An 18,627-nucleotide genomic window follows, 5' to 3' on the forward strand; every position below is an offset into this window, starting at 1 on the left:
CGCGCCCCGAGAAACAAGCGGGGGATCAATAGCCAACCGTCAGGTCGACACTCTGCGCAATCGTGCCAGTCTCGCGGTATTTGCGGATGTTGTCGGCGGCGACCTGTGCGCCTGTGCGCGGATCGGTGGGGCCGGAAATATGGGGCAGAACGGTGATGCCCGCCTGGGTCCAGAGCGGCGAGGCGGCGGGCAGGGGCTCTTGATCGAAAACATCGAGAACCGCGTGTTTGATCTGCTGCGCATCGAGGGCCGCGCACAGGGCAGCGGTGTCCACGATGGGGCCACGGGCAAAGTTGATCAGCGCCGCGCTCTGTTTCATCCTGCCAAAGGCCGCAGCGTTCAGCAGGCCCGTTGTGGTTGAGGTCAGCGGCAAGAGGCAAATCACGATGTCGCTGCGCGAGAGAAGCGTGTCAAACCCGTCCTCGCCCGACAGGCAGGTGATGCCTTCGAGCGACTTTTGACTGCGGCTCCAGCCCAAGACGTTAAAATCCTGCTCTTGCAGGCGGCGCGCCGAGGCGGCGCCCAACGCGCCCAGCCCCAGAATGCCGACGCTGACCTCGCGCGCACTGCGGTAGGGTTCCTGCACCCAGTCGCGCGCGCGCTGATGCGCGGCATAGGCGGGCATGTCGCGAAACAGATAGTAGGTCCATGCCAGCGCCGCTTCGGACATGTTGCGCGCAAGCTGGGGGTCGATCAGCCGCACGATGGGCGGGGTAAACTGCGGTAATTCGGCGACAAGGCGTTCGACACCGGCCCAGAGGCTTTGCACCCAGACGAGGTTGGGAAGGGTTTGCAACGCTGCCGGATCGGGATTGGCCACGATCGCGATCTCCACCGAGGCGGCCTCTTGCGCAGGCAGGTGGCGCAGGCTCTGGATGTCCTCTTGGGGCAGGGCCGCGCGCAACAGGGCCAGCCAGGTGTCTTCTGCGGCGTCCGACAGGCGGGTGACAAGGGCGATTTTAGAGGTCTTGGACATCGTTTGGCTTTCAGGCAGGAGAAATTTCAAAGGTCATTTTACGCGCAGGCCGTCAGAAAGGCCGTGAACAGGGGCGCGGGCGCGGCGCGGCGTGTCATGAGTTCGGGGTGCCCTTGCAGCCCAAGGCAAAACCGCTGGTCTGGCACTTCGATGGCATCCACAAGCGGCGTGTCTTTTTGCAGCGCACAGACCCGCAGCCCCACGGTTTCGAGTCGCGCGACAAGGCCGGGGTCCAGCACGTAGCGATGGTTGGTGTGGATGAGCGGGACGCGCCCGGCCATGATCCGGGCGAGCCGTGTGCCGCCGAGCACGCGCATTTCGTGCAGGCCGATGCGAAATCCGCCCGACACTTCGTTTTGGGCAAGGCGGCGAAACACTTTGGTTTGGGCGTCGGGCGCGGCTTCGGCCATATTCGCGTCGTTAAATCCGGCGCGCAATTGCGCCAGAGCGGTGGTGATGGTCTGCATGCCAAGGCACAGACCCAGCAGCGGGAGATCACGGGCGAGCGCGTGGCGCGCAACGCGGATCTGCCCGCCCACCTGCGCCATATCCGCGCCGCCGGGCAACAGGACGCCGTCACAGGTTCCGAGGGCCTCGGGCAGGCTTGTGTCAGGGGCTTGTGCGGGGTCCCAAAAGTCCAGCGTCAGGTCCAGATTGGTGGCCTGCGCGGCATCGCCAAGGGCCGCCAGCACCGCAGGATAGGTGTGGCGCAGGCGCTGCTGCGCGCCGATGATCAACAGGTGCACGCTTTGGCGGCGCGTGGCGCGGGCGGGCTGGTCGGGGGTAGGACGCCCAAAGTCATCGCGCCACCACAGCCGCGGCACGTCGCGCGGCACATCGCCCACAAGCCGCCAACCGTCGTCGCATTCCTGAACGCCGATCTGGCGCACCGTCATAGCGCCGCGCGCAGGCAGGGTCAAAAGCCGCTCGGCCAGCTCGACCTGTGCGCCCACAGCCGCATTCACGGGGAGGACCACGACAGGGTCGGGGTGCTGCGCGATGACGCTCGGGGGCAGTGGCGCGGCGGCGAATTGCCCGCTTGCCCATTCGAACCAGAAGGTGCCATTGGCGGTCAACGCCCCCGTGGCCAGAACATGCTGGCAGGCCTCGAAGGCCCCGAGACCGCCGCCAGCGGTATCCAGCGTGAGCATGCGCGCCCCGATCTGCGCGGCGATCACACCGGCCAACATCCCGTCCAGCGCCGGGCTTTGGGTGGTGTGGGACACAAGGTAAATGGTGCGTGGCACGGGGCAAATGGTGCGTGGCACGGGCGCGACAGGGGGAACAGTCATTTACGGCTTTCGGCTGCGTTGGGCCTGGCTGGCACGCCGCGCGCCCTCAAGGTGGCGGGCCATCAAATCGGAGGCCAGAGTAAGGTTGTTTTGGGTGATTGCATCGAGGATCTGGATGTGTTCGCGACACCATTCGCGAATGCGGGCGCGGTTTTCATAGCTGGCAAATTCAAGCAGTCGGCGCATGCGGTTTTGATGCTGCACCGCTTGAAACAGAAAGCTGTTGCGTGAAAATTCGGCGATGGTTTCGTGAAAGGTCGCGTCCAGTTCAAAAAGCTGTTTGCCCATGGCGGAGGTCAGATTGGGATGGTCGTGAAAATACAGATGCTGAAGCCGCAGCCGCTCGAGGACAGAATTTTGCGCGCGAAAACTTGGCAATAGCAGGCCTTGAGGTTCCAGCAGCAGGCGAAATTCATAACTTGACTGTTGGGTTTCGGGGTCCTGCATGGTCTGCAAAAAGGACCAGCTGCGCCCGGAGCCGCGCGCCATCAACCCGTCGCGCTCCAGCTCGGACAAGACGTTGCGCATCATCGCGCGATCGGTGTCGTAGCGTTGGGACAGATCACTCAAGGACACCTCCTCGGGAAGCAGCTTGGCAAGGCGATCCTGCATGATCCGCGTGTAAATCTGCTGGGTTGCGGAAGGGGGCGTGTCGACTTCGAGGCGGGTCAGCTGGTCGGCGCGCAGGTTCAGGAAATAGCCTTTGTTGCGCACGGATTCCAACGCGCCCTTTTGCGCCAAAAGCGCAAGGGCCGCGCGGATCGGCGTGCGCGATACGCCCAGCATCAGCGCAAGCTGCTGTTCGCGCAGGTGATGGCCAGGCTCGAAGCGCGACTCGATGATCAGGTCGAGAATGCGGTTCGCGAGGTGGAAACGGGCCTGTTGTGCGGCGTTCATACTCATGTCCAAAATTGTACTTAACAAGTAATATCGAACAATAAATTTTAGACAACCGCAAAGTGAAACTGATTATTGCTGTGGCTCTCGATCCTGCGGAAGAGCCGACCAGAGCACAAAAGCATCAAAAAATAAGCAATAATGCGATAAATGCTCATTTTTAGGACAGGCTGGCGGCGATGCGGCGAAAGGCCCTGTGCAGATCATGTTTCTGCTTGTTTGTACTAATGAGGTGTTTTTGTACAATTGTGGACACGTAAGGCACTCTCCCCGATGCGCAAACCAACAGAGGTATTTTTCATGACGACTTCCCGACTGACGCCTTTCCTTTTCGCCACTGCCCTTGGCGCTTGCGCCGCCGTGCCCGCCTTGGCGGTCGATCTTCCGGACTCCGGTCTGGTGACGCAAGGCGCCTTGACCTATGGCGTCGCAGCGACCTTTGCCCCTTTCGAGTTCACCAAGGACGGCGATCTGGCGGGTTTCGACATCGACATGTTCGCAGCCCTCGCCGCCGAACTCGGGGCCACGCCGGCGCCCCTGAACATGGAGTTCAAAGGCCTCATCCCCGCGCTGCAGGGGGGGCGCATCGATCTGATCAATTCGGCGATGTACATCAATCCCGCGCGCGCAGAACAGGTTGATTTCGTCGAATATATGCAAATCGGAAACCGCGTGATCGTTCAGGCCGGCAACCCCAAAGGCATCACGGGGCGCGATGACACGCTGTGCGGCCTGACCATCGCCGTGACCTTGGGCGGCATTCAGGAAAGCCAGGCGCGCGCGGATGATGACCGCTGCCTTGCTGCGGGGGAGGCGGGCATCAAAGTGTTGACCTTGCCAACCGCACAAGACAGCGCGCTGACCCTGCGCCAGGGGCGTGCGGATGCGATTTATGACAGCACACCGGGTGCGGTGATGTTGCTCGAGAAAGTGCCCGACACCTATGAAGCGGTGGGTGCGGAATTCGAGCAAGACACCCGCATCGGCATGGCCGTTCCCAAAGGGGATGCGGACCTCAAAGCGGCGCTTGAGGCGGCCTTGGCGCAGATCGTTGCGGATGGGACCTACGACGACTTGGTCGCCAAATGGAACCTGCCTGCCTCTGTGTCCATCTTTCACTGAGCCAGCCAGCCATATCGAAGCCTTGTCCTGCAGCGAAACGGCTGCAGGACGCCCAGACAGAGGGGGCGCAGCGCGATGTCATTAGACCTAGTTGCCCAATACCTGATTTCCCAACCTTTCCTGCACGGCGCCTGGGTCACGATCCTGATCACCGTCGTGTCGCTGTTCTTTGGTGTTTTGGCGGGGTTGGTCCTTGCGCTTGCGCAGCAGACCCGGTTTTTGCCGATCAAAATTCTGACGATTGCCTATCTGTGGCTGTTTCGCGGAACGCCGGTTCTTTTCCAGATAATATTTATCTACAACGTTCTCCCCAGCTTCGACATCCGCTTTAGCGCCTTCTGGTCCGGTGTGATTGCCTTGTCGCTGAACGAGGGGGCCTATATGGCCGAAATCATTCGCTCGGGGCTTCAATCGGTTAAAAAAGGCCAAAGGGTCGCCGGCCAGGCTTTGGGCCTGTCACACCTGTCGGTGCTGTGCTGGATCACCTTGCCTCAGGCGGCGCGGATCGTTTTGCCGCCGATGGGCAACCAGATGATCGGCATGCTCAAGACCTCGGCGCTGGTGTCGGTCATTGCGGTGCAGGATTTGCTTTTGGTGGCCAACCAGACGGCCTCTGCCGATTTTCGCTACTTCGAGGCGCTCTGCGCTGCGGGCATCTATTATCTTGGTCTGACAAGCATTTTCATGATCGCACAGGGCGCAATGGAGGTGGCTCTTGATCCCAAGGCCCGCAGGCGGCGCGCCAATGGGGAGGCGGGTCTGCGCGCGATCCTGCGCCGAATTTTGTCCAACACGACGACTGCGGGAGGCGACAATGTCCGCTGACGAAAAGATTCTGGAACTTGTGAACGTCTCGAAAACCTTCGACAGGTTGCAGGTGCTCACCGATTGCAATTTGCGCGTGAACAAGGGGCAAACCATCGTGCTGATCGGCCCGTCCGGGTCGGGGAAATCCACGCTGTTGCGCTGCATCAACCTTCTGGAGCCCCCCACCAGCGGGGGCGTTCTGTTCGAAGGGCGCGAAATAACGGATGATCCGCGCGGTGCGGACCGGCTGCGGCGCAATATCGGCATGGTGTTCCAGAACTTCGAATTGTTCCAACATCTCAGTGCCATCGAAAACATCATGCTTGCACCGATGAAAGTGCTCGGGATGAGCCGCAAGGACGCGCATGACGTGGGGCTGGAGTTGCTGCGCAAGGTCCATATCCCCGAGCGCGCCGATCATTTCCCCGACGAATTGTCGGGGGGGCAGCAACAGCGGGTCGCGATTGCGCGCGCTTTGGCGATGCGTCCCAAGATCATGCTCTATGACGAGCCGACCTCGGCGCTTGACCCTGAAATGATCCGCGAGGTTCTGGATGTGATGAGCGATCTGTCACAGGAGGGGATGACGAGCGTTTGCGTGACCCACGAGATGGGGTTTGCCCGGCGCGCGGCGGATCGGATCATCTTTATGGAGGAGGGGCGCATTCTGGAAAACGCCCCGACCGAGGCCTTCTTTGGCGGCGATGCGAATGCGCGCGCGCAAAAGTTTCTTTCGCAAATCCTTCATTAAACTGAACACTTAACCCTGAAGCGGACCTTTCGATGATTGCTCCCCCTGATCCCGCCCGCCTGTTGACGACCCTCAGTGCGCTGATTGCCATTCCATCAGAAAACCCGCCGGGCGGCGAGCGGGCCGTGGCGCAGTATATTCGCGACTATCTGGCCCCTTTCGGCTTTACCCTGCGCCTTGAGGAATATGCGCCCGAGCGCTTCAATGTGGAGGCGGTTCTGTGCAACGGCGCGGGTCCGGTGTTTGCCTTTAACACCCATATGGACACCGTGCCTGCCGGCAGCGGCTGGACCAGCGATCCTTTTGTTCTGAGCGAACGCGAGGGGCGCTTGTTCGGGCGCGGAAGTTGCGATTGCAAGGGGCCGCTGGCGGCGATGCTGGAGGCGCTGCGTCTGATGGCGCAGGATCGTGCAAGCTGGTCGGGCACCGTGATGGGGGTGTTTACGGGCGACGAGGAAGTCGCCAGCGAGGGGGCCAAGCATTACCGCGCACAGGCCGGCAAGATCGACATGGTTGTGGTGGGCGAACCCACGGGAAATACGACCGTTTGCGCGCATAAAGGATCGTTTCGACCGCGTGTGCGCGTGTTTGGCAAAGCAGCGCATTCGGGCAGTCCTCATCTGGGGGAAAACGCGATATTTGGCGCCGGGGCGTTGATGCCGCGCCTGGCCGCCTTTCACGATCAGGTTCTGGCGCGGCGCAGCCATCCGCTGGTGGGCAGTCCGAGTTTGACGGTGACGCGGATTTCGGGCGGGCATGCGGACAACGTCATCCCGGAGGCCTGCGAGATGCTGCTGGATCGTCGCCTTATTCCCGGCGAGACGGACGAAAGCGCGGTGGCGGAACTCGAGGGGTTGCTGCACACCGCCGCGCAAGAGATTGGCGTCAAAAGCGAAATTGTCGGCAAGAACGCGACAACCGGCGGTGCCGCGCAGACGGCGATTGACGCGCAAATCGTGCAGATGTCGATTGCGGCCTGCGAGGCGGCGGGCGTGCTGGACGCGGGGCCTTTCGGATTTCAAGGGGCCTGCGATCTGGTGCATTTCATCGAGGCAGGTGCCAGCGGCACGGTCATCGGGGCCGGCGACATCCGTGTCGCGCATAAGCCCGATGAATTTGTGCCCAAGGCGGAATTCATCACCTCTTGCGCGATCTACCGTGACATTGCCCAACGTGTGTTGGGGCGCTAGGCCATGCGTCTTACCTTTCATCGAGCGCAGCTTCATTATGCGGGTCTGACGCTTCATACCGCCAGTTCGGGTGCGATTGCCGCGCTCGACACGCTTTATCTGGTGCTGTCGCCACAGGATGGCTGTGAGGCAATCGGGGAGGTGCGGTTGAACTGCGCCTATCTCAACGGCTACGGGGCGCAGGATTTGATTGACCGCGCGCGCGATCTTGCGAACCGTTTGCCATGGCACAAACCCCCGCGCGCGCTGCGGGAGGGGATCGCCGCCAGCGGGGCGCCCGCCCCCGTGCGCGCCCTCTTTGATACAGCGCTTTGGGACCTTGAGGCACGGCGGGCGGGCAAGCCCCTCGCCGCCTATCTAGCCGCCTATCTAGCCGCCCATCTTGCGCGTGATAGCGCGCTCGATCCTGATGCCTGCGCACTGCCCTTGGCGCGCGGGACAAACCAGACGCTGTTCCTGTCAGAAGATGCGGATTTCATGGCGCAGGCCGAAGGGTATGTTGCGCGCGGCTTTCACGATCTGAAAATCCGCTTCGGGGCGGATTTTGATGCAGATCTCGCGCGGTTGGCGGCGCTGCGCGACAGGTTCGGTCCCGATCTGGTCCTTGCCATCGACGTCAATGGCGCGTGGCAGGCGGATGTGGCCGCAGAGCGGTTGCAGCGTCTTGCCCCCCTTGCGCTCAAATACGTCGAGCAGCCCATCGCAGCGGGGGACTGGTCGGCGATGGTGGCGCTCGCCAAAGCCGCCCCCATGCCGCTCATGCTCGACGAAAGCATGGCCAGCGCGCAGGACCTGCACCAGATCGTGACGCAGTTCGACGCCTCGGGGCGCAAGCTTTGGGCGCATCTCAAACTGATCAAGACCGGCGGCCTGACCCCTGCCTTGGCGGCGGTGCGACAGCTTGAGGCCGCTGGGGTGCCCTACATGATTGGCCAGATGAACGAGGGCGGCTTGGCCACAGCCGCCGCGGCGCATCTGGCGCTCGCGACATCGCCTGTCGCCGCCGAACTCTACGGCGCTGACGGGCTGATTGACGATCCTGCCAGCGGGCTGACCTATGCGCAGGGGCAGATTGCCCTGCCGCAGGCCGCGGGGCTGGGACTACCTTTCGACAAGCGGCGCGCGCCGCGCATGATGGAGAACTGACATGGAAACCGCAGGCGTTGAACAGGGGCAGGAAACCGCCTTTCCCAAAGCCGAGTATGAAGCACGCCAAGCCGGTGCCCGCGCGCGCCTGAGCGCCGCTGGCCTGGATGCGCTGGTGATCACCGGACCGGAAAACATCTTTTACCTCACCGGACAACAGACGCCCGGCTACTACACGTTTCAGGCGCTGATCCTGCCCGCTGAGGGAGACCCCGTTTTCGTGATCCGGCAGTTGGAATATTTCAACTTTATCGCCAACACGTTTATGTCGGATGCCGAAATCTATCAGGACGCCGAAGATCCGATTGCAGCCTTGATGCGCGTTTTGCGGCGTATGGGGCTGAACGGGCGGCGGGTGGCCATCGACAAGCGCGGCTGGTTCCTGCCCATCGCGGTCTATGAAACCATGCAGGACGCTTTGGGCGCGATCGAGGACGGGGCGGGGATTGTCGAAACGGGCCGCGCGGTGAAATCGCCCCTTGAGGTGGACAAGCTGCGCAAGGCCGCCTCCTACGTCGATGCGGGGATGTTGGCCGGGCGCGCGGCCGTGCGGGCGGGGGCCACCGACAACGATCTGGTTGCCGCCATGTTGCAGGCCTCCATTGCGGCGGGGTCGGAATACATGGGGATGGAGCCGCTGGTGTCCACGGCGCGGCGCACAGGTGTGCCCCATGGCACGTGGCGGCGCACGCCCTTGTCGGCCAATGATCCGGCCTTTCTGGAAATGGCAGGGGTGCATGACCGCTACCACGCCGCCTTGATGCGGTCGGCGTGGGTGGGGCCGGTGCCCCAAGAGGCCGAGGACATGATGAAAGTGTGTCAGGAGGCGCTGGCCACCGCGCTTGAGCAAATTCGCCCCGGCGTGACCTGCGAGGTGCCGCATCTGGCCTGTCAGGCGGTCATCGACAAGGCGGGTTACACGGATAATTTCCGCAAACGACTGGGCTATTCGACGGGAATTTCCTTTGCGCCTGATTGGGGGGAGGGGGCGATCCTTTCGCTCAACGCAGGTGTCACCACCCAGTTGCAGCCCGGCATGGCGTTCCATTTGCCGCCCGCGTTGCGGATTTACGGCCGCTTTACGGTGGGCGTGTCCGAGACCATCGTCGTCACCGAAAACGGCTACGAGCAGCTTGGCACCGTGTCGCGCGACTTGCACCGCGTTGACGCCTGAGCCTTGCCTGCGGTGTTGCGCGGCCAATTTCCCTCACTTCAAGACGGGCGCGCGCGGTCGGGTAACGCCGCCGCTGCCCAAGCTGAAAGACTGTTCATGACCCATCTCTCCTCTCGCATGTCGCGTGTTGGCGCCTCACCCACAGCGGCGATTTCCGACACGCTGCGCCGCCTGTCTGCCCAAGGGCATGATGTCATCAACCTGGGCGAAGGCGAGCTTGATTTTGCCACCCCTCCGCATGTGTGTGAGGCCGGGATCGCGGCCATTCGTGCCGGCGCGACCAAATATACCGCCGTTTCGGGCACCGCCGCGTTGAAGGCGGCCATTGCGCGCAAGTTCCTGCGTGACAACGATCTGACCTACCCGCCAGAGCAGATTATCGCTGGGGCGGGGGCAAAACAGTTGATTTTCAACGCTTTGCTGGCCACGATTGACGCCGGTGACGAGGTGTTGGTGCCCGCGCCCTACTGGGTGAGCTACCCCGATATGGTGCGGCTTGCGGGGGGCGAGCCGGTGATTGTCGCCACCAGCCCCCGGACGGGATGGAAACTGACCCCGCAGGATCTGGCCGCCCATCTGACGCCGCGCACGAAATGGGTGATCTTGAACTCGCCCAACAACCCGACAGGCGCTGTGTACACCCGCGCCGAGCTGGCCGCCCTTGCGGGCGTGCTTGTTGGGCATGACGCGTTGATCATGGCAGACGATATCTACGAGCACATGATCCACGAGGGCACATTCATCGCCCCCGCCAGCGCCATGCCGGATTTATTCGAGCGGATTTTGACCATCAACGGCGTTTCGAAAGGCTATTCGATGACCGGATGGCGTTTGGGCTTTGCCGCGGGCCCGCTTTGGCTCATTCGCGCGATGGACACGTTGCAATCGCAAAGCACGTCAAACGCCTCGACCATTTCGCAGGCCGCGGCGATTGCCGCTTTGGACGGCGATATGGCCTTTGTGGCGGGCTGGCGGGCGCGGCTTCGGGCGCGGCGCGATCTGTTGATTGGCGCGATCGACGACATTGCGGGCCTCAGCTGTGATGTGCCGCCCGGAAGCTTTTATGTCTTTGCCGATTGTCGCGGGTTGTTCGGGACCGTCGCGCCGGACGGGGCGCGCCTTGAAACGGACGGGGATGTTGCCGCCTTTCTGGTGCGCGATGCCCATATCGGCGTTGTGCCCGGAAGTGCCTTTGGCACGGCGGGCTATCTGCGTCTGGCCTATGCGATTGACGACCAGCTTTTGGGGCAGGCGATTGCGCGGCTCAAAACCTCTCTTGGGAAACTAACGCCTGCGCTTGCGGCCGGGTGAGCCGCTTTCAACGACAAAAGGACCTGACATGACTTCTGTTTTTCACCTCGCCATCCATGTGCGCGACCTTGAGGCGACGCGCCGCTTTTACGGGGATCTTCTGGGCTGTGAGGAGGGCCGTTCAACCGACACATGGGTTGATTTCGACTTTTTCGGGCATCAATTGTCGCTGCATCTTGGAGAGCCTTTCGCAACAACACGCAGCGGCAAAGTCGGGGAGCATATGGTGATGATGCCCCATATCGGCGCGGTGTTGCCGCTGGGTGACTGGCTTGCCCTGTCCGAGCGTTTGACGGCGGCGGGAGTGTCTTTCGACATCCCGCCTGTGATCCGTTTCAAAGGGGAGAAGGGCGAGCAGAGAACGATGTTCTTTTTCGACCCCTCCGGCAATCCCATAGAAATTAAGGGCTTTCGAGATTTCGAGGGGCTGTTTGCCGCCTGATCGGCCGCCACGGGATTTCTCTTGGTCCCGTGGCGCGTGCAGAATGGCGGCGCGCTGCCCGCCCGATCGGCGCAGGCTTTGGCGTTTGGGGCCTTACGTATACGCGCCGGCGGAATAGGTCAGCTCGTAGCTGTGGGAATACAGTTCAAAAACGATACCGAAGGGGTCTTCGACATAGACCATGCGATAGGGCTTTTTATCGGGGAAATAGGCGCGCACGGGCATGCGCTGTTTGCCCCCTGCCGCGATGATTTTCGCAAGCAGCCCTTCCAGATCGGGGTCCTGGATCGCAAAGTGGAACAGCCCCGTTTGCCGATAGGGCAGATTGTCCTCGGGAGCATGGTTTTGCGGAAATTCGAACAGCTCAAAGCCGATCCGGTCGGCGGTTGACAGATGCGCGATGCGCAACTTGCCCCAGTCAGGGCCGAACACATCGTCGCACATTTGGCCGATGTCGCTGTCGTCCTGCAGGATTTCGGTCGGCTCCATGATCACGTAAAACCCCATGACGTCACGATAAAAACTGACGGCTTTGTCGAGGTCGGGCACAGACAGTCCGATATGTGAAAAGGTTCTGGGAGTGGTTTGGGTCATGGGAGTCCTCATTGGCTTTGATCTGCATGTGAGGTGACAGCGGGCGAACTTCAAATTATCATAAAGTATGAAGATAATAATAAAATGGAATGACGCATGTTGAACGCCACTTGGTTGGACACGTTTGCAACGCTGTGCGACGTCGGCCATTTCACCCGTGCGGGCGCAATGCTGAACATGACCCAGCCCGGCGTAAGCCAGCATATTCAAAAGCTTGAGGCTCAAGTGGGGCAGGCGCTGCTTGCGCGCGATGGCAAGAGTTTTACGCTTACGCCGGTGGGGGAAGACGTGTTGGCCATCGCCCGGCGTCGCCGCGCCGAGGATATCGCGCTGCACCAGTCACTGGGGTTTGACGATCCGTCACAGGGGGAGGTCTGTGTGGCCTGTTCCGGGTCGCTTGCGCTGCTGCTTTACCCGCGATTCATGGAGCTGATGGCGCAGGCGCCGAAACTGGGGCTGATGGTGCAGGCAAGGCCGCAGGCGGGGATTATCGAGGGCGTGCTGAACGGGGAGGTCGATCTGGGTATCCTCAGTGCCGCGCCAACCCACCCCCGCCTCGAAGGGGTGAAAGCGGGGCAGGACGAGCTGTGCCTCTTGCTTCCGCTGGGCCATCCGCTGCCCAAGCGGCTGTCCGATCTGCAGGATCTCGGATTTATCGCCCATCCTGATGGCTACGCGCAGGCGGATGCGCTTTTGGGGGTGAATTTTCCCGACGACTATTGCGGCGCCGGGACGTTGACGCGGCGCAGTTTCATCAACCAGATCGGGCAAATTCCCGAACCCGTTGTGCGCGGCCTTGGCTACACGATCCTGCCCAGAAGCGGGGTGGATGCCTTTCGCGACCGCGACCGGCTGTCCATCGCGCCTTTGGCGCAGCGGGTGCAGCACGATCTGTGGTTGATCCAGCGGCGCAAACGGGTGCTCTCGGCGCGTCTGCGCGCGATCCGGGACGAAATTATCACCTGTTTGAAGTCATTATGAGCCCCAAGCGGGTCGGGGGAGGGCGCCGCAGGCGCGGCGCTTCCCTGCTGTGTCAGGTGATCCGCTTGATGCTATCTGCGATTTCTTGCGGCTCGAAGACCCGTTTCCAATCGTCGCGCATCAGCATCGGCACGCCAAATTCAATGGCCTTGTTGCAGGCGTCCGAAAACTGGCCTTCGATTTCGTCAAAAATCACCGCGCCCAAAATGTTCATATGGCCGAGCAAAAAGTCACGCGCACAGTCGTAGCTGACACCTCTGGCGACCACCTCGTCCATGGCTTGACGCATGACCACCAAGAGCGAGGCGCAGACCGTTTCCGACAGGCCCGGCTCAAGCAGGGCCATTTGATCCACGCTGACGCGGTAGCTGCGCGCAACGGGGGCGTAGATGGCCTTGGCGATGGACTCGCCAAGCGCGTAATGCGCTTCGGGGCCTTGCATCAGCGCGTTCACAACGCCCTGTGGGGCCGCGACACCGCCAAAGTGATCCAGCCGCGCCGCCTCGCTCGCTTCATTGTGAAAAATCGGCGGGTGGCAGGGATGTGTGACGAAATAGGTGATGTCCGCACGCTCGGGTAAATGTCCGGCAAAGGGCGCGGCCGCATCGAGAATGACGACCATCGTGCCGGCATCAAGCGCGGGCACAACCTGGGCTGCGACCTTGCCGATCACCGTGTCAGGCACAGCCAGAATGACGACATCCGCGCCGGCGATTGCCACATCCGCAGTGACGGCCTCGACGCCCGCTTCGGCCTTTAGCCGCGCGATGCCGGGTGCGCTGACCTCGACATGGCGGACGTCAAAGTCCGTTTTGGCCAGATTGAGCGACAGGCGGACGCCCATTTTTCCGCCCGCTCCAAACAGCGCAACTGTGGTCATGATCAATTCTCCTCCAGATCGTCAACTGGTATGATCAGATAACATGATACTTGTATTGTCAATCTACTTCTGGCACGACGGAAGGGAGACAAGCAGGAGGCGCGCATGACCCCGAAACTGGCATGGTATGGCGATGATTTCACGGGATCGGCCGCGGTGATGGAGGTGCTGGCCTTTGCAGGGCTGCGCGCGATCCTGTTTAGCGATATCCCCTCGCAGGCCATGACGGACCGCTTTCGCGATCTGGATGCGGTGGGCATTGCCTCGACGGCGCGCACCCATGATAGCGCTTGGATGGAGCGCCACCTGCCCGCGCCTCTCCAGTGGCTTCACGACACGGGCGCAGAGATCCTGCATTACAAATATTGCTCGACGCTCGATTCCGCGGCCCACAGCGGCAATATCGGCAAGGCGATCGATCTGGGCCTGTCGATCCGCCCCGCTCAGGCCGTGCCGCTGGTAACGGCCGCCCCGCAGATGCGGCGCTATCAGGCATTTGGCCATCTTTTCGCGGGCGATTTCGACGGGGTGCATCGGCTGGACCGGCATCCGGTGATGGCGCGCCATCCGGTGACGCCGATGCGCGAGGCCGACGTGTTGGCACATCTGGCCGGTCTGAGCACGCTTGACGCCGCGTTGATCGACCTTGAGATGCTGGGCGGTCCCGATCCTCAGGCGGCGCTGGTGCAGGCTTTGGATCGGGGCGCGCGCCTGCTGTCCTTTGACAACATGTCGCCCGAAACGGAAGCGGTCATCGGAAAGGTGATCTGGCACAATCGTTGCGCGCTGTCCTTTGCGGCCGGATCGCAAGGATTGGAGTATGCGCTGGTGCGTCACTGGCAAACCAGCGGCGCGCTTGGCCCGTCGCCTGCGCCCCGGTCTGCGCCATCCCTTCGTCAGATCGCCGCGGTCTCCGGCTCTGTGTCCCCCAGCACGGCGCGCCAGATCGCGTGGGGCGCGGCGCAGGGGTTTGCGGTGATCGCCTTTGACACGACCGCCGCGCTGGCCGATCCGGCAAAGCTGTCGCGCGAGGTTGCGCGGGTTGTCGGTCTGGCCTGCGACGCGGCGCAGTCGGGCAACAGCCCCCTGATCGTGTCGGCGCGCGGTCCCGACGATCCGATGGTGGCACGGTTTTGGGAGGCGCTGAGCGGCAGCCGGCTTGCGCCCGAGCAGGCGAACGCGCGGATCGGGCAGGCACTGGGACAGGCACTGGATCAGGTGCTGCGCCGGACGGGCCTGCGCCGTGCGGTGATTTCAGGCGGGGACACTTCGGGCCATGGCATGCGCGCCCTCGGGATCGAGGCGCTCGAAGCGCTGGCCCCGACAATTCCCGGTGCTGCGCTCAATCGCGCGCATGGGGTCGGGGCGCATGACGGGCTGGAACTGGCGCTCAAAGGGGGGCAGATGGGCAGCGAAGACTTCTTTGGCTGGATTCGCGCCGGTGGGGGCCCGCGCTAATGGGTTTCGAAGGCGCCCCGCGAGCGTTCCAGATGGTGACGCATTTCGTCACAGGCCGCATCGGCATCACGCGCTTCGATCAGATCGACGATGCGCGCATGTTCGGCCAGTGTCACTGTCTCGCTGTCGGAACGGTGCAGCAGGCTGACGTGATATTCAAACAGCCACCCCAGCATCGCATCTGCAACCGAGGAAATGATCGGATTGGCGCAAATCGCCGCGATTTTGCGGTGAAAGGCGATGTCTGCGGCGACGAACACCGCTGCCTGCCCCATTTTGCTGCGCTGGTCTTCGACCAGAGCCCGCAGTTGGGCGATGTCCTCAGCACTGGCGCGTTCGGCGGCAACCCGCACCATGCCCAATTCAAACATCTGGCGGGCATGTTTGAGATGCCCAAGATTGGCCGGTGCCGCACTTAGAACCAAGCGGGCCAAGTCATCCGACTGTGACAGGACCGTCGCCGGATTGATGTCATTCACCCGCGAGCGCTCGCCGTGGTTGATCGTGATCAGCCCACTGTTGTGCAGCGATTGCAGCGCCTCGCGCACCGCCGGACGGCCCACGCCGAAGCGGTCCATCAAGGCCCGTTCGGAGGGCATGAAATCGCCCGCTTTCAACTCGCCCTCGCGGATCATATCGCGCAGACGGTCCAGCACCTGATCGGCCAGCTTGCGCCGCACGATCTTTTCTTTGGGGGCAGTGGGGGCCGCCGATTGGGCTTTGGGGTCAATTTGGCTCATGGTCTTTTTAAATAGCTGCGCAAGGGCTTGGAAACAATCTTATTTTGTTACCTCGAAAGGACCAAGCCCCTGGCATGGGCTGCCGGACAGGTTTGCGACGATCCGCTCGCCCGAGATCACCAGCGTGGCGACGGCGTTGTCGATCTGCGCGACCTCCACCCGCCCGCCTGCGCGTTCTGCCAGCCAGCGCACCACGCCGGCCAGCGGAACCGGGCCTGCGCCCAGCAACCCGCGTGGCCCGTAAAGCGCGGCAGGCGTCCAGACCTGCGGGGCAAAGGGGGCGAGTGCGCTGGCAAGCCCGACAAGATAGGCCGCGCCGAAGGCTGCGAAATGGCGCGGGTCGATATCGGCCATGCAGATGCGTTCGAGGTTTGGATTGGGCAGGGTGCGATTGCCGTAGGGGTTCTGGCGCATGGCCAGCGTGCACGGGCCGATCCGGTAGCCCCGCGCGCCCGCGATGGCGCGCGCCGAGCGCGCGATATGGGGGATGGCTTCCAGCGTTTCGAGCACGGAAACATCGTCTGCGGCATGGACGATGGGGCAGAGCCCATGGGTGATAAACGCCAATTCCTGCGCAAGCGCGCCATCGCGGGGCGGGCGCTTGCGATTGAGTTCCGGGAAAAAGCTGGCCATGCCCGCGCCGCGGGGCACATCCGCAAAGACCAAGGCCGCCGCGCTGTGAATATCGACCAGCGGTGGGCAGTCGGGCCATGTCGATCCGGGCGGTGTGGACTGGCGATCGACGGCGGGACAGATAAAGACCGACGCGGGCGACAGGCCCGCCTGATCCATCGCCCGCCGATGCGCCGTCAATTCTTCCTCGGGCGTCTGGCTTGCGTCAAAGCGGCCCAGAAGTTCCAGATCGAAGGCAAGGTCGGGGCAGGCGGATTGCAACCGCGCAAAACTGTCCATTTGCGCTGCCATCGTGTTGGCGGTGGCATCAAGATGACACAGCACCCGCTGCGCGCCGGTTTGCACGAGGTCTTGGGGCGAGAGCGCGGCGCGCGCCGCCTGTGCGCTGTCCAGCACCAGCGCGGTCTGGGCAAAACGCTGATCGGTGAGGGCAGGGGTCAGTCCGGCGGGGCGCGGCTGGGCGGCCTTAGGTGCGGCCTGCCAAGTCAGGCTCATGGTTTGGGTGGGAAAAGCGCCCTGCGCCAAGCGGTAGGGCCACGGGCGCGCGAGGGGGCGGTTGTAGATCTTGAACGAGGCATCGCCCCACTGACGCTGATCCTCCATCTCGAATACGTCACCCGCAAAGGCGCAGGTCACCGCAAGGCCGTTGGCCTGATGGGTCAGCGCGGCGATGTCCTCAAAGGGCTGCCAGGGCGCAATGACATCGGGAAAGCATTTGTCCTCTTGCGACCCGTCGCTGTGGGTCACGCAGGCGCGCGCCCCCGCCATGCCGTTGATGGGATAGAGCAGGGTGAACCCGCTGCGGTTGGTGTCGAACAGGCCCGTCACCTGCCCGGTAGCGACAAGCGTGAGGCTATGGGCGCGCAGGGTGGCGGTGATCGTCACATCCAGCGCACCGGTTGCGGTGCGAAAGACCATGGGCTGCGTGAGGACGAGGGCGTCGTCGCTGTCATCGCGGCGCGCTGGCGCGAGGGTGGGCGTGACGCGCCCCCAATCGCGGTCGCGCACCAAAAATGCCGCCTGACGCAGGATTTCAACGCCCCCGATCTTGAGATGGCGCAGGGTGCCATCCTCAAGCGTGACGTGCACCGGCCCGCGCACGATGCTCTCACGTACGGGGGGCGGCGTTGGCGTGCCGAACAGCGCCACAAGGTCGGTGTTGCCGCTCATAGCGTGGCCAGATCGATCGTGCGCCCCTGGGCGGCGGAACGATAGGCGGCCTCGACCAGCGCGAAGGTTTCAAGGTTGTCGGCCCCGCTGGTTTCCGGCGTGCGCCCGTCCAGCAGGCAGTCGATGAAATCGCGTTGGATCAGGGCCACGCTTTCGTGAATGTTGTGCCAAGGCTGCGAGGCCCAGTCGAGCAGCGGCGGCGCAACGTCGTAGGAGGTGGCTGCGCCCTCCTTGTGGACGCTCAATCTGTAGCCGGCATCAAGGCGCAAACTGCCCGCTGTGCCGTCGATTTCGAGCAGGGTCTGGGGGAAGGTTTCGGGGGTCCGCCTGGTCGCATAGGAACAATCCACCACGGAGGTCACCCCATTGTGGTGGGCCAGCATCATGGTCGCGACATCCTCGCCCTTGATTGCGGGATTGATGCGCGCTGTGGTTGCGGTGATCTGCGCAACGGGACCGAACAGCGCGCGCGCGATATCGAGGATGTGAATCCCGAGGTCCTCGATGATAAAACGTTCTCCCTCGGCGAGATAGGGCTGGCCTGCGTAGACATCATATCCCGAACGAAAGCTGATCCGCCCGAAAAACGGCGTGCCGATCGTGCCTGCGCGCAGACAGTCGATGGTGCGGCGCACGGCCGATTGCCATCGAAAGTTTTCGTGGATCATCAGCGTCTTGCCCGTGGCTTGCACGGCGCTCACCATGTCGCGCGCATCGGCAAGGGTCAGCGCGAAGGGCTTTTGGCAAATGACATGGACCTGCGCGCGGGCGGCCATTTCGACCAGGGATTTATGCGTCGGCACGGTCGTGGCGATATCGACAAAGTCGAACCCTGCGTCCTCGAACAGGTCTGCGGCATCGGTGTAGCAGCGGGCAATGCCGAAATCGCGCGCGGTCTGTGCCAGACGCTCGGGGTCGCGATCGCACAGCGCGACGATCTCCACGCCCTCGATTCCCGCCCAAGCGTGCATCTGGTTTTGTGCGAAAAACCCGCAGCCGATCAATGCGCCTTTTAGCATGACGTCTCCCCCCGTCTTGAGTGTGCTGGGCAAAAGAGTGACTT

General features: G+C 62.8%; 18 protein-coding genes. 10 read left to right on the forward strand and 8 right to left on the reverse strand.

Translation table 11 applies throughout. The features are described 5' to 3' along the window. Window positions 1–25: 25 nt before the first annotated feature. The 3 genes from AQS8620_RS04015 to AQS8620_RS04025 are packed head-to-tail and all read right to left on the reverse strand — an operon-like array spanning window position 26 to window position 3,165. Window positions 26–976: a 2-hydroxyacid dehydrogenase gene (locus tag AQS8620_RS04015; protein WP_085835557.1), complete on the reverse strand. Its 951-nt coding sequence runs from the start codon at window positions 974–976 to the stop codon at window positions 26–28. Window positions 977–1,014: 38 nt separating this feature from the next. Next, window positions 1,015–2,268: a glutamine amidotransferase-related protein gene (locus tag AQS8620_RS04020; protein ID WP_085835558.1), complete on the reverse strand. Its 1,254-nt coding sequence runs from the start codon at window positions 2,266–2,268 to the stop codon at window positions 1,015–1,017. After that, the gene (locus tag AQS8620_RS04025) at window positions 2,269–3,165 is read right to left on the reverse strand and encodes a GntR family transcriptional regulator (protein ID WP_085835559.1); all 897 of its coding nucleotides are present in this window, start codon (window positions 3,163–3,165) and stop codon (window positions 2,269–2,271) included. A 300-nt stretch (window positions 3,166–3,465) separates the two neighbouring features. On the opposite strand from AQS8620_RS04025, the gene AQS8620_RS04030 reads away from it, so the two are divergent. The 8 genes from AQS8620_RS04030 to AQS8620_RS04065 all read left to right on the forward strand — a co-directional run bounded on the left by AQS8620_RS04030 (window position 3,466) and on the right by AQS8620_RS04065 (window position 11,108). Beyond that, a complete protein-coding gene (locus AQS8620_RS04030; protein ID WP_085835642.1) occupies window positions 3,466–4,287 on the forward strand; it encodes an ABC transporter substrate-binding protein in 822 nt (273 codons plus the stop codon). 75 nt (window positions 4,288–4,362) lie between these two features. Next, the gene (locus tag AQS8620_RS04035; protein WP_085835560.1) at window positions 4,363–5,112 is read left to right on the forward strand and encodes an amino acid ABC transporter permease; all 750 of its coding nucleotides are present in this window, start codon (window positions 4,363–4,365) and stop codon (window positions 5,110–5,112) included. Then, complete coding sequence (locus AQS8620_RS04040) at window positions 5,102–5,845, forward strand: amino acid ABC transporter ATP-binding protein (protein ID WP_085835561.1); 744 nt, start codon at window positions 5,102–5,104, stop codon at window positions 5,843–5,845. Before AQS8620_RS04035 ends, AQS8620_RS04040 begins: the two co-directional genes overlap by 11 nt. Window positions 5,846–5,877: 32 nt before the next feature. After that, the gene (locus tag AQS8620_RS04045; RefSeq protein WP_085835562.1) at window positions 5,878–7,035 is read left to right on the forward strand and encodes a M20 family metallopeptidase; all 1,158 of its coding nucleotides are present in this window, start codon (window positions 5,878–5,880) and stop codon (window positions 7,033–7,035) included. Window positions 7,036–7,038: 3 nt separating this feature from the next. Beyond that, window positions 7,039–8,181 (forward strand): mandelate racemase/muconate lactonizing enzyme family protein, encoded by a 1,143-nt coding sequence (locus tag AQS8620_RS04050; RefSeq protein WP_085835563.1) that lies wholly within the window; start codon window positions 7,039–7,041, stop codon window positions 8,179–8,181. A 1-nt stretch (window position 8,182) separates the two neighbouring features. Beyond that, the gene (locus AQS8620_RS04055) at window positions 8,183–9,355 is read left to right on the forward strand and encodes a M24 family metallopeptidase (protein ID WP_085835564.1); all 1,173 of its coding nucleotides are present in this window, start codon (window positions 8,183–8,185) and stop codon (window positions 9,353–9,355) included. Window positions 9,356–9,451: 96 nt separating this feature from the next. Continuing rightward, window positions 9,452–10,666: a pyridoxal phosphate-dependent aminotransferase gene (locus tag AQS8620_RS04060; RefSeq protein WP_085835643.1), complete on the forward strand. Its 1,215-nt coding sequence runs from the start codon at window positions 9,452–9,454 to the stop codon at window positions 10,664–10,666. Window positions 10,667–10,694: 28 nt separating this feature from the next. Then, window positions 10,695–11,108 carry a VOC family protein gene (locus AQS8620_RS04065; RefSeq protein WP_085835565.1) on the forward strand — a complete coding sequence of 138 codons (414 nt, stop codon included), beginning with the start codon at window positions 10,695–10,697 and terminating at the stop codon, window positions 11,106–11,108. A gap of 93 nt (window positions 11,109–11,201) precedes the next feature. Here the strand turns inward: AQS8620_RS04065 and AQS8620_RS04070 are convergent, their stop codons facing one another. Then, the gene (locus AQS8620_RS04070) at window positions 11,202–11,702 is read right to left on the reverse strand and encodes a lactoylglutathione lyase family protein (RefSeq protein WP_085835566.1); all 501 of its coding nucleotides are present in this window, start codon (window positions 11,700–11,702) and stop codon (window positions 11,202–11,204) included. A gap of 96 nt (window positions 11,703–11,798) precedes the next feature. On the opposite strand from AQS8620_RS04070, the gene AQS8620_RS04075 reads away from it, so the two are divergent. Then, entirely contained in the window at window positions 11,799–12,683 is an 885-nt protein-coding gene (locus AQS8620_RS04075) for a LysR family transcriptional regulator (protein ID WP_085835567.1), read from the forward strand. Between the two features lie 52 nt (window positions 12,684–12,735). Here AQS8620_RS04075 and AQS8620_RS04080 read toward each other — a convergent pair whose 3' ends face one another. Beyond that, a complete protein-coding gene (locus tag AQS8620_RS04080) occupies window positions 12,736–13,563 on the reverse strand; it encodes a phosphogluconate dehydrogenase C-terminal domain-containing protein (protein ID WP_085835568.1) in 828 nt (275 codons plus the stop codon). Window positions 13,564–13,668: 105 nt separating this feature from the next. Here AQS8620_RS04080 and AQS8620_RS04085 point away from each other — a divergent pair, with 105 nt between their 5' ends. After that, window positions 13,669–15,021 (forward strand): four-carbon acid sugar kinase family protein, encoded by a 1,353-nt coding sequence (locus AQS8620_RS04085; protein ID WP_085835569.1) that lies wholly within the window; start codon window positions 13,669–13,671, stop codon window positions 15,019–15,021. Here AQS8620_RS04085 and nanR read toward each other — a convergent pair. The 3 genes from nanR to AQS8620_RS04100 are packed head-to-tail and all read right to left on the reverse strand — an operon-like array spanning window position 15,018 to window position 18,583. Further along, complete coding sequence (nanR, locus tag AQS8620_RS04090) at window positions 15,018–15,761, reverse strand: transcriptional regulator NanR (RefSeq protein WP_085835570.1); 744 nt, start codon at window positions 15,759–15,761, stop codon at window positions 15,018–15,020. The two genes, AQS8620_RS04085 and nanR, sit on opposite strands and share 4 nt — an antisense overlap. Window positions 15,762–15,800: 39 nt before the next feature. Continuing rightward, on the reverse strand, window positions 15,801–17,564 hold the full coding sequence (locus AQS8620_RS04095; protein WP_085835571.1) for a D-apionate lactonase family protein: 1,764 nt from the start codon (window positions 17,562–17,564) through the stop codon (window positions 15,801–15,803). Continuing rightward, the gene (locus AQS8620_RS04100) at window positions 17,561–18,583 is read right to left on the reverse strand and encodes a Gfo/Idh/MocA family protein (RefSeq protein ID WP_085835572.1); all 1,023 of its coding nucleotides are present in this window, start codon (window positions 18,581–18,583) and stop codon (window positions 17,561–17,563) included. The genes AQS8620_RS04095 and AQS8620_RS04100 overlap by 4 nt, the downstream gene beginning before the upstream one ends. Window positions 18,584–18,627 lie beyond the last annotated feature (44 nt).

Origin of the sequence: Aquimixticola soesokkakensis, from assembly GCF_900172375.1 — a bacterium.
Taxonomy (GTDB): Bacteria; Pseudomonadota; Alphaproteobacteria; order Rhodobacterales; family Rhodobacteraceae; genus Aquimixticola; species Aquimixticola soesokkakensis.

Coding starts and splice junctions, on each gene's coding strand:
- AQS8620_RS04015 (WP_085835557.1), bottom strand. CDS start 976: ATGTCCAAGACCTCTAAAATCGCCCTTGTCACCCGCCTGTCGGACGCC.
- AQS8620_RS04020 (WP_085835558.1), bottom strand. CDS start 2,268: ATGACTGTTCCCCCTGTCGCGCCCGTGCCACGCACCATTTGCCCCGTG.
- AQS8620_RS04025 (WP_085835559.1), bottom strand. CDS start 3,165: ATGAACGCCGCACAACAGGCCCGTTTCCACCTCGCGAACCGCATTCTC.
- AQS8620_RS04030 (WP_085835642.1), top strand. CDS start 3,466: ATGACGACTTCCCGACTGACGCCTTTCCTTTTCGCCACTGCCCTTGGC.
- AQS8620_RS04035 (WP_085835560.1), top strand. CDS start 4,363: ATGTCATTAGACCTAGTTGCCCAATACCTGATTTCCCAACCTTTCCTG.
- AQS8620_RS04040 (WP_085835561.1), top strand. CDS start 5,102: ATGTCCGCTGACGAAAAGATTCTGGAACTTGTGAACGTCTCGAAAACC.
- AQS8620_RS04045 (WP_085835562.1), top strand. CDS start 5,878: ATGATTGCTCCCCCTGATCCCGCCCGCCTGTTGACGACCCTCAGTGCG.
- AQS8620_RS04050 (WP_085835563.1), top strand. CDS start 7,039: ATGCGTCTTACCTTTCATCGAGCGCAGCTTCATTATGCGGGTCTGACG.
- AQS8620_RS04055 (WP_085835564.1), top strand. CDS start 8,183: ATGGAAACCGCAGGCGTTGAACAGGGGCAGGAAACCGCCTTTCCCAAA.
- AQS8620_RS04060 (WP_085835643.1), top strand. CDS start 9,452: ATGACCCATCTCTCCTCTCGCATGTCGCGTGTTGGCGCCTCACCCACA.
- AQS8620_RS04065 (WP_085835565.1), top strand. CDS start 10,695: ATGACTTCTGTTTTTCACCTCGCCATCCATGTGCGCGACCTTGAGGCG.
- AQS8620_RS04070 (WP_085835566.1), bottom strand. CDS start 11,702: ATGACCCAAACCACTCCCAGAACCTTTTCACATATCGGACTGTCTGTG.
- AQS8620_RS04075 (WP_085835567.1), top strand. CDS start 11,799: ATGTTGAACGCCACTTGGTTGGACACGTTTGCAACGCTGTGCGACGTC.
- AQS8620_RS04080 (WP_085835568.1), bottom strand. CDS start 13,563: ATGACCACAGTTGCGCTGTTTGGAGCGGGCGGAAAAATGGGCGTCCGC.
- AQS8620_RS04085 (WP_085835569.1), top strand. CDS start 13,669: ATGACCCCGAAACTGGCATGGTATGGCGATGATTTCACGGGATCGGCC.
- nanR (WP_085835570.1), bottom strand. CDS start 15,761: ATGAGCCAAATTGACCCCAAAGCCCAATCGGCGGCCCCCACTGCCCCC.
- AQS8620_RS04095 (WP_085835571.1), bottom strand. CDS start 17,564: ATGAGCGGCAACACCGACCTTGTGGCGCTGTTCGGCACGCCAACGCCG.
- AQS8620_RS04100 (WP_085835572.1), bottom strand. CDS start 18,583: ATGCTAAAAGGCGCATTGATCGGCTGCGGGTTTTTCGCACAAAACCAG.